The sequence below is a fragment of the Streptomyces bluensis genome, from assembly GCF_014650715.1.
Classification (GTDB): domain Bacteria; phylum Actinomycetota; class Actinomycetes; order Streptomycetales; family Streptomycetaceae; genus Streptomyces; species Streptomyces bluensis.
The window spans coordinates 96,822-102,945 of the sequence record NZ_BMVM01000022.1; the positions used below are offsets into that span (position 1 = coordinate 96,822).

Genomic DNA, 6,124 nt, shown 5'->3' on the forward strand with positions numbered 1-6,124 from the left:
CGCGTCACCTCTCTGTTGCGGGCAGCAGGTCGAGCCGGCGCAGCTGCGCAGTGATGGCAGAGGGCCGGTCGAGGCGCACCACAGTCAGGTCGGCCGTGCGGTCGGGGTGGAGCCGCTCGGACCAGCGGCGGCGGTGCCGGTGGTGGTGCAGAGGTCCCCAGCGCAGGATGGAATCCGGGGCCAGCAGGTGGCGGAAGGTCTCCCGGTTTCCGGCGAACAGCTCTTCGCCGGTGGCGGCCCGGCGCAGCGAGCGGTTGACCAGCCGGGGCAGACAGATCCGCAGCGGCAAATCGAGCCACAGCACCAGCTCGGCGCGGTCCAGGAGCATCTTGGCGACCTCGCCGCCGTAGTTGCCGTCCGCGATCCACGCCGGTCCAGCGAGGCGGTCACGGACGCCTTTGTGGAAGACGGGCGTGTCCAGGGGAGTCCAGTCGGGACCCCAGAACAGCTCGTCAAGGTCGATGCCAGGCAGACCGGTGTGCGCGGAGATCGCTGCGGACAGCGTCGACTTGCCCGAGGCAACCGGTCCGACCACGGCTATGCGGCTTGGGGTCACAGGAGCCTCCCCGCCACGGTGTCGGCGATCCGCTCCAACAGGTCAGGACTGTGCACGCCGGCCGTGATCGCGAGGACCGGCACTGTGGCGATGAGTCTCTCGATGAGGGCGGCGGCTTGGCAGGCCAGGTCCTCCACCGGCCGGGTCCGGACGGCGAACCATGGCTGGCGCCAGTCCTCGTCGTACGGGGTGCAGCAGGCCGCGGCAAGAGCGGTGCGGGCCTGCTCCGCGCCGAGGACACGGCTGCTCAGGCTCTGGTCTTCCTCGCTGAGCTGTGGGATGACGACGAGCCGCAGTCGCGCCATCTCCTGTACGCGAGAGGAGAAGGCGCGGGCGAACTCGCGTGGAGTCAGGGCCGCTTTCCGGGTGCTGCCAAAGGCGTCGGGCAGCGTGTGCGGGTTCGGCAGGCCCGCGCGCGGGGCGACTGCGGACAGGGTCCCGCCGCCGATCCGGACGGAGATCGGCACTCCGGCCACCACGCTGGCGTCGGCGGTGACCAGCGCCCGGTCGGAGGCGATCAGGTCGGCCCCGCGGTGGGCGGCCAGCGCGGTCAGCACGGTGGTCTTGCCCGCCCGGGAGGGACCGGCGATGAGCACACCATGGTCGTCGTGGGCAGCGGCTGCGGCGTGAAAGGAGGTTAAGCCGCGACTCTCGGCGCAGCGCAGGACGACCTCGCGGACGGCACGCATCAGGTATCGCTCGCCGCCCTCGGCGCCAGGTTTCAGCAGCACGGTCAGCCGGCCTGCCGCATCCCGGGCGTAGAGGTGGTCCTGGGGCAGGTGCGTGTCCGGGCCGGGCTGCCACCAGGTGATCTGGTCGAGCTGGCAGGAAAGGTACGGCTCGCTGCGGAACGGCACCACGGTCAGCGACTCGGCGCCCCCGGCGCGGGCCATCTGGTCTTGGAAGCAGTCCGCGTCCTGACGCACCCGGACCGTCGTCTCTTCCCCGCACGGTGGGGCGAGCTGGTGCTCGGGAACGAAGGCCCGAAGGTACCGCTCTTGGGCGGCGTCGAAGGTGACGTCGGTGACGACCTGGAAGCGGTGTCCGGCGAATAGAACCGTGGACGTCTTCGCGCCGGTCACGACCGGCACTCCACCCGGACCGCGGACAGGTCGGGTGCGGAGGCGAGGAGTTCCTCGCGCGTCCCGTTCAGCAGGCGGCGGGCGATGTCAATGCCCATCTTGACCGCGTGGTCCATGTTGCCGATCTCGTAGCGCCAGGTCCCGAAACGGCCCCGGGGGTAGATGCCATGGGCTTCCATCCACGGCACTACCTGCGCCAAGACTTCGTCTCGCCCCAGGGTGGGGACCGGGTAGGCGTACGGGATCACCTCGACATGGGTGCTGGCGAGCGGCGCCTGCTCGGGCACCAGGCCGTGACGGCGCAGCGCCTGGTCGCAGGAGCGGACCAGAGCATGGCGGTCGAGGCCCTGGCCGGGGGTGAGGGAGGTCTCGGTCATCCAGGCGCTGTAGGTGCCCGTGTCGGCGCCGGGGACGTTGGCGGGCGCGTACTTGCTGAAGTTCGTGGCCCGGTAGAAGGGGATGTCGGGCTGCGGGAAGTAGAGCCAGGACCGGCTGTCGGTGGTCGGTGTCTGGTAGCCCAGGCCGACCATGGCCACGGTGGTGTGCCGCAGGCTCCGGGCGGCCGTCCGGAGCGAGGCCGGGCAGGTGGCGGTCATGGCGGCGAGCTGGTCCAGCGGGCCGGTGGCCACCAGGTGGTCGAAGCCGACCTTCTTGCCCCCGGCGAGGATGACGGTGCGGGTGCCGGGATCGATGGCGACTACGTTCGCCTGGGTGCGCAGGCGGCTGGCGTCGATGCGGGCGGCGAGCCGGCGCCAGATCTCGCCGGTGCCGCCGGACGCGGGGAAGGCGAAGGTGGCGTTAGGGCCCCACCGGCGCGCGGGTACGGTACCGACGAACGCGGCCAGGATCTCTTCGACGTCGACGGGGGCCACCCGCTCGGCGACCCACGCAGAACCCATGTCCTCAAGCGGCGTTGCCCAGACTTTGGTGTTGTATGGGGCGAAAAAACGGTCCACCAGGGCCTGCCCGTACACGGTGCCCAGCCACGTCGCGAAGTCCGCCGGGGCTGCGGATCCCCCGCTGTCGTCGGGGCGTGCAGCGAGAAGATCGCGAAGGCAGGCCGCGGCGTCCGGCGCCGGGAGGTGATGGAGGTGGTGCTGGAAGGGGTAGGGCATCCATCCGTCGCCGTAGCGGATGTAGGAGGAGCGGTCGTGGTGCAGCAGCTCCTCGGTGGTGAACAGTTCGGCCAGCAGCCGGTCGAACTCGCCGAAGTGGGAGAAGACCACGTGGCCGCCCAGGTCCCACGTGAAATCGGCCGCGTCCACAACGGAGGAGGCGAGCCCGCCTGGGGCGGACGAGGACTCCAGCAGCAGGAAGTCGCGGTGCCCGAAGCGGGTCAGCTCGTCGGCGCAGGCCAGACCGCATGGTCCAGCCCCGAGTATGACGATCCGGCCGGTGTCTGGCGCGTGCGCGGGGTGGGGCATGACGCCCTCCTTCGATCGGCAGATGACGTGGACACGCCCAGCAACGGGCTGGGCGGCGTTGCGACGGCGGTGACTCGCGGCTCAGGCGGGCGGCGAGCAGGATCGCTGCTTACCCGGGGGCAAGGGCTCAGGGAGGCGGGAGCCAGTCGAGGGGCGTGGCCCTGGAGTCAGGCCATGCAGCAGAGTGCTCAGACGGAACAGGCCGGGTCCAGCAGCGTGTACGGCAGCCTCTAGCCGGGCCGGATCCGCGCAGAGATGGTCGATGCCAGCACGGGTGAGCTCAGTGGTGAGTTGGTTCTGGCATGATCGTGGTGTCACGAGACGGCGCTCCCGGGGACGAGGAATCCTGTCCAATGCCGTCTGTGACCGCGACGCCCGGGTGCCCGTTGCCGGACGTTGACGAGTCTATCTGTGCTGTGACGTAGGGAGTTGGGTATTTTCGTGTGGGCGACTCGTCCACTCGTTCGGCGGTCGCAGTCATGGCGTGGGACGGCAGCAGCCCAAGGCCCAACATCACGGCCTCGGTGGCCGCCAGCTGGCCGCTGGCCCCGCAGGGACGCCTGTGGCCGGAAGGGCCGGGGTGGACGGGCTGGTTCGACCACTACAGCGACGGGTGATGAGTTCGTTCAGCGGTAGCGCAGGCTGGCTGCTTGGCTCGGTGGACCGGCGGGACGCGGCTGGCTTGCGACCGCCTTCTATACCTGTCACCTTGGACGCCCGCTGACCAGCTCAGTGCGGACGATGCCGACCTGGCCGTAGCACCAAGAGGGGCGCGCGGGCTGCCGGAAGACAGATTGTCTTCTCCATCAGCGGAGGACCAGACCGCGCGTGATCATACGAGCACCGGCTGCAGGGCAGGCGGTGGCGGCGAATTTTGTGGGCCGACGCATGGCGCGGATTCGTGCCGGGCGGGCGAAACCGTGTTCCGCAGCCGCTACTGTTACGACCCGCCTGATCTCCCGCCAGATTTGGAGCAGCCCCAGATGAACAGCGCCCCTTTCCGTCTCGTTGTCACGGGCGGCGGGACCGGTGGACACACATACCCGGCGCTGACTGCTGTGCGTACTCTGCAGGCCCGGCTCGCTGCCGAAGGTAGGGCGCTTGAGACTCTGTGGATTGGGACGGCTGACGGCCTGGAGGCACGCGTGGCCCCGGCCGAGGGCATCCCGTTCACCAGCGTGGTGACCGGTAAGATCCGCCGCTCGAAGAACCCGCTGAAGCTGGCGTCGCCGGCGAACATCAGGGATATGGCGCGGGTGCCGCTCGGGGTAATGCAGGCCCGGAAGGCGATCGATCGTTTCCGGCCGGATGTGGTCCTCGCGACGGGCGGCTATGTGGCGGTCCCGGCCGGGCTGGCGGCTCGGATGAGCCACCGTCCTCTGGTGCTGCACGAGCAGACGGTCAGGTTGGGGCTGGCGAACCGGAAGCTGGCGGCGTCGGCGACTCGGATCTGCGTGTCGTCGGAGTCGACGCTTGAGCTGCTGTCGGAGTCGGCGCGGCAGGTCGCCGTGGTGACGGGGAACCCGGTGCGGCCGGAAGTGCTGTCCGGAGACGCGGACAGGGCCGTGCAGGCGCTGCAGGTGTGGGGCTTCGAGCGGCAGCTGCCGACCGTGTACGTCACCGGCGGCGCGCAGGGCTCGCAGCAGATCAATGAGCTGGTCGGCGAGGTGCTGCCGTGGCTGCTGCAGCAGGCGAACGTGGTGCACCAGTGCGGGCCGGCCAACGTCGAGGGACTGCGGGCGCGGGCGGCCGGGCTGTCCGCCGAGCTCGCGGGCCGGTACTACTTGGCCGGGTTCGTCGGCCCAGAGCTGCCGGATGTGCTGGCGCTCGCGGATGTGGTGATCTCCCGCAGTGGTGCGGGGACGTTGGCGGAGCTGACCGCGCTGGGCAAGCCGGCGGTGTTCGTGCCGCTGGCGTCGTCGGCGGGCAACGAGCAGGCGCACAACGCGCGGCATCTGCAGGAGGCCGGGGCCGCGGTCGCGCTCGAAGGCGCGGTGACGGCGGAGCAGGTGCGGAACGCGTTGGGCCCGCTCCTGGCCGATGCCCAGCTTCGGTGGGCGATGGCGGAGCGGGCCCGTGCGTATGGCCGTCCGGACGCGGCCGACAGGCTCGTGGTCGAGCTCCTGTCCGCCGCGTCCGGCCAGTCGGTTACTGGGGTGGCCGGCTGACGTGAAGAGCCGTTCCTGCCTCAATGAGGACGGCGCAGTCGTTGAATGCGTCGTCGTCCTGCCCCATCGGGTCGGGGACGTCGCGGTCGCTGAGGTACAGGGCGAGCTTGGGCTCGTTTGGCTGAGTGCAGATCGCCCGGAGCGTGTCGAGGACCGAGGTGTCCATCGCCAAGACGGTGTCCGCCCAGTCGAGCATGCCCAGGGTGATCTGCCGCCCGCGGTGCCTGGTGAGGTCGTGGCCCAGGCGTCGGGCCCCCTTTGACCATGGACTCGTTGGCGGGCTGGTCCTGCCATTTCCCGATCAGCCCCGCCGACCGGACCTCCAGGCCCGGCCCGCCTCTGTGGGCCAGCGCGTTCTGGGCGAACGGGCTGCGGCAGTAGTTCCCCAGGCACACCGTCAGGACCTTGCGCATGATGCGGCTCCAGCGGTCTTGAGGGCTTGGTGGAGGGCGGTGGTCACCTGGTCGATGTCGTTGTCGGTGAGGTGCTGGTGGAAGGGCAGCGTCAGGATCTCCTGGCCGGCCTCCTCGGTGGCCGGGAGGGGGCGGTGCCAGGCGGCGAAGGCGGGCTGCAGGTGGTTAGGCGGGTAGTGGACGCCGACGCCGATGCCCTGGGCGTGCAGCTCGGCGAACACTTGGTCGCGGTGGGGCACGCGGTAGCCTGCCTGCCCTCCCGTGATCTCAACTCAGAACAGGCCCTAGGTGTATTGCCCTGTGAGGTTGGGGACGCGGCTGGCGGGTGGTTGCCCGTTGAGCGCGGTGTGTCCGCGGTGGTGATTGTAGGTGTGCAGCCAGCCGGGGAAGGCGTCGCGTCGTTCCTGCTCTGAGCGGTAGGGTCGGGCGTAGGCCCACTCGTCGAGCAGGGTGCGGTTGAGGCGTTCGACCTTGCCGTTGG

The 6,124-nt window shown here is 70.2% G+C and carries 7 protein-coding genes and 1 pseudogene; 1 reads left to right on the forward strand and 7 read right to left on the reverse strand.

Annotated elements, in window-relative coordinates:
- Nucleotides 1-4 precede the first annotated feature (4 nt).
- From IE262_RS34840 to IE262_RS34850, 3 genes are read right to left on the reverse strand one after another with little or no spacing between them, the layout of a single operon-like run.
- Nucleotides 5-556 (reverse strand): P-loop NTPase family protein, encoded by a 552-nt coding sequence (locus tag IE262_RS34840; protein ID WP_229877807.1) that lies wholly within the window; start codon nucleotides 554-556, stop codon nucleotides 5-7.
- A complete protein-coding gene (locus IE262_RS34845; protein WP_189879404.1) occupies nucleotides 553-1,638 on the reverse strand; it encodes a hypothetical protein in 1,086 nt (361 codons plus the stop codon). Before IE262_RS34845 ends, IE262_RS34840 begins: the two co-directional genes overlap by 4 nt.
- Entirely contained in the window at nucleotides 1,635-3,062 is a 1,428-nt protein-coding gene (locus IE262_RS34850) for a protoporphyrinogen/coproporphyrinogen oxidase (RefSeq protein ID WP_189879406.1), read from the reverse strand. The genes IE262_RS34845 and IE262_RS34850 overlap by 4 nt, the downstream gene beginning before the upstream one ends.
- 983 nt (nucleotides 3,063-4,045) lie before the next feature.
- Here IE262_RS34850 and IE262_RS34855 point away from each other — a divergent pair.
- Entirely contained in the window at nucleotides 4,046-5,230 is a 1,185-nt protein-coding gene (locus IE262_RS34855; protein ID WP_189879438.1) for a UDP-N-acetylglucosamine--N-acetylmuramyl-(pentapeptide) pyrophosphoryl-undecaprenol N-acetylglucosamine transferase, read from the forward strand.
- On the opposite strand, the gene IE262_RS40295 is transcribed toward IE262_RS34855, so the two are convergent.
- From IE262_RS40295 to IE262_RS34870, 4 genes and pseudogenes are all read right to left on the reverse strand, one after another.
- Entirely contained in the window at nucleotides 5,211-5,426 is a 216-nt protein-coding gene (locus IE262_RS40295; protein WP_268249600.1) for a low molecular weight phosphatase family protein, read from the reverse strand. The two genes, IE262_RS34855 and IE262_RS40295, sit on opposite strands and share 20 nt — an antisense overlap.
- 133 nt (nucleotides 5,427-5,559) lie before the next feature.
- Nucleotides 5,560-5,643, reverse strand: a pseudogene (locus IE262_RS40650) (low molecular weight phosphotyrosine protein phosphatase); the annotation flags it as partial.
- A complete protein-coding gene (locus IE262_RS34865; protein ID WP_229877809.1) occupies nucleotides 5,628-5,882 on the reverse strand; it encodes a DegT/DnrJ/EryC1/StrS family aminotransferase in 255 nt (84 codons plus the stop codon). The pseudogene IE262_RS40650 and the gene IE262_RS34865, both read right to left, overlap by 16 nt.
- 45 nt (nucleotides 5,883-5,927) lie before the next feature.
- Nucleotides 5,928-6,124: integrase core domain-containing protein (locus IE262_RS34870; RefSeq protein WP_189879408.1), on the reverse strand; the 197-nt coding region annotated here is incomplete at its 5' end.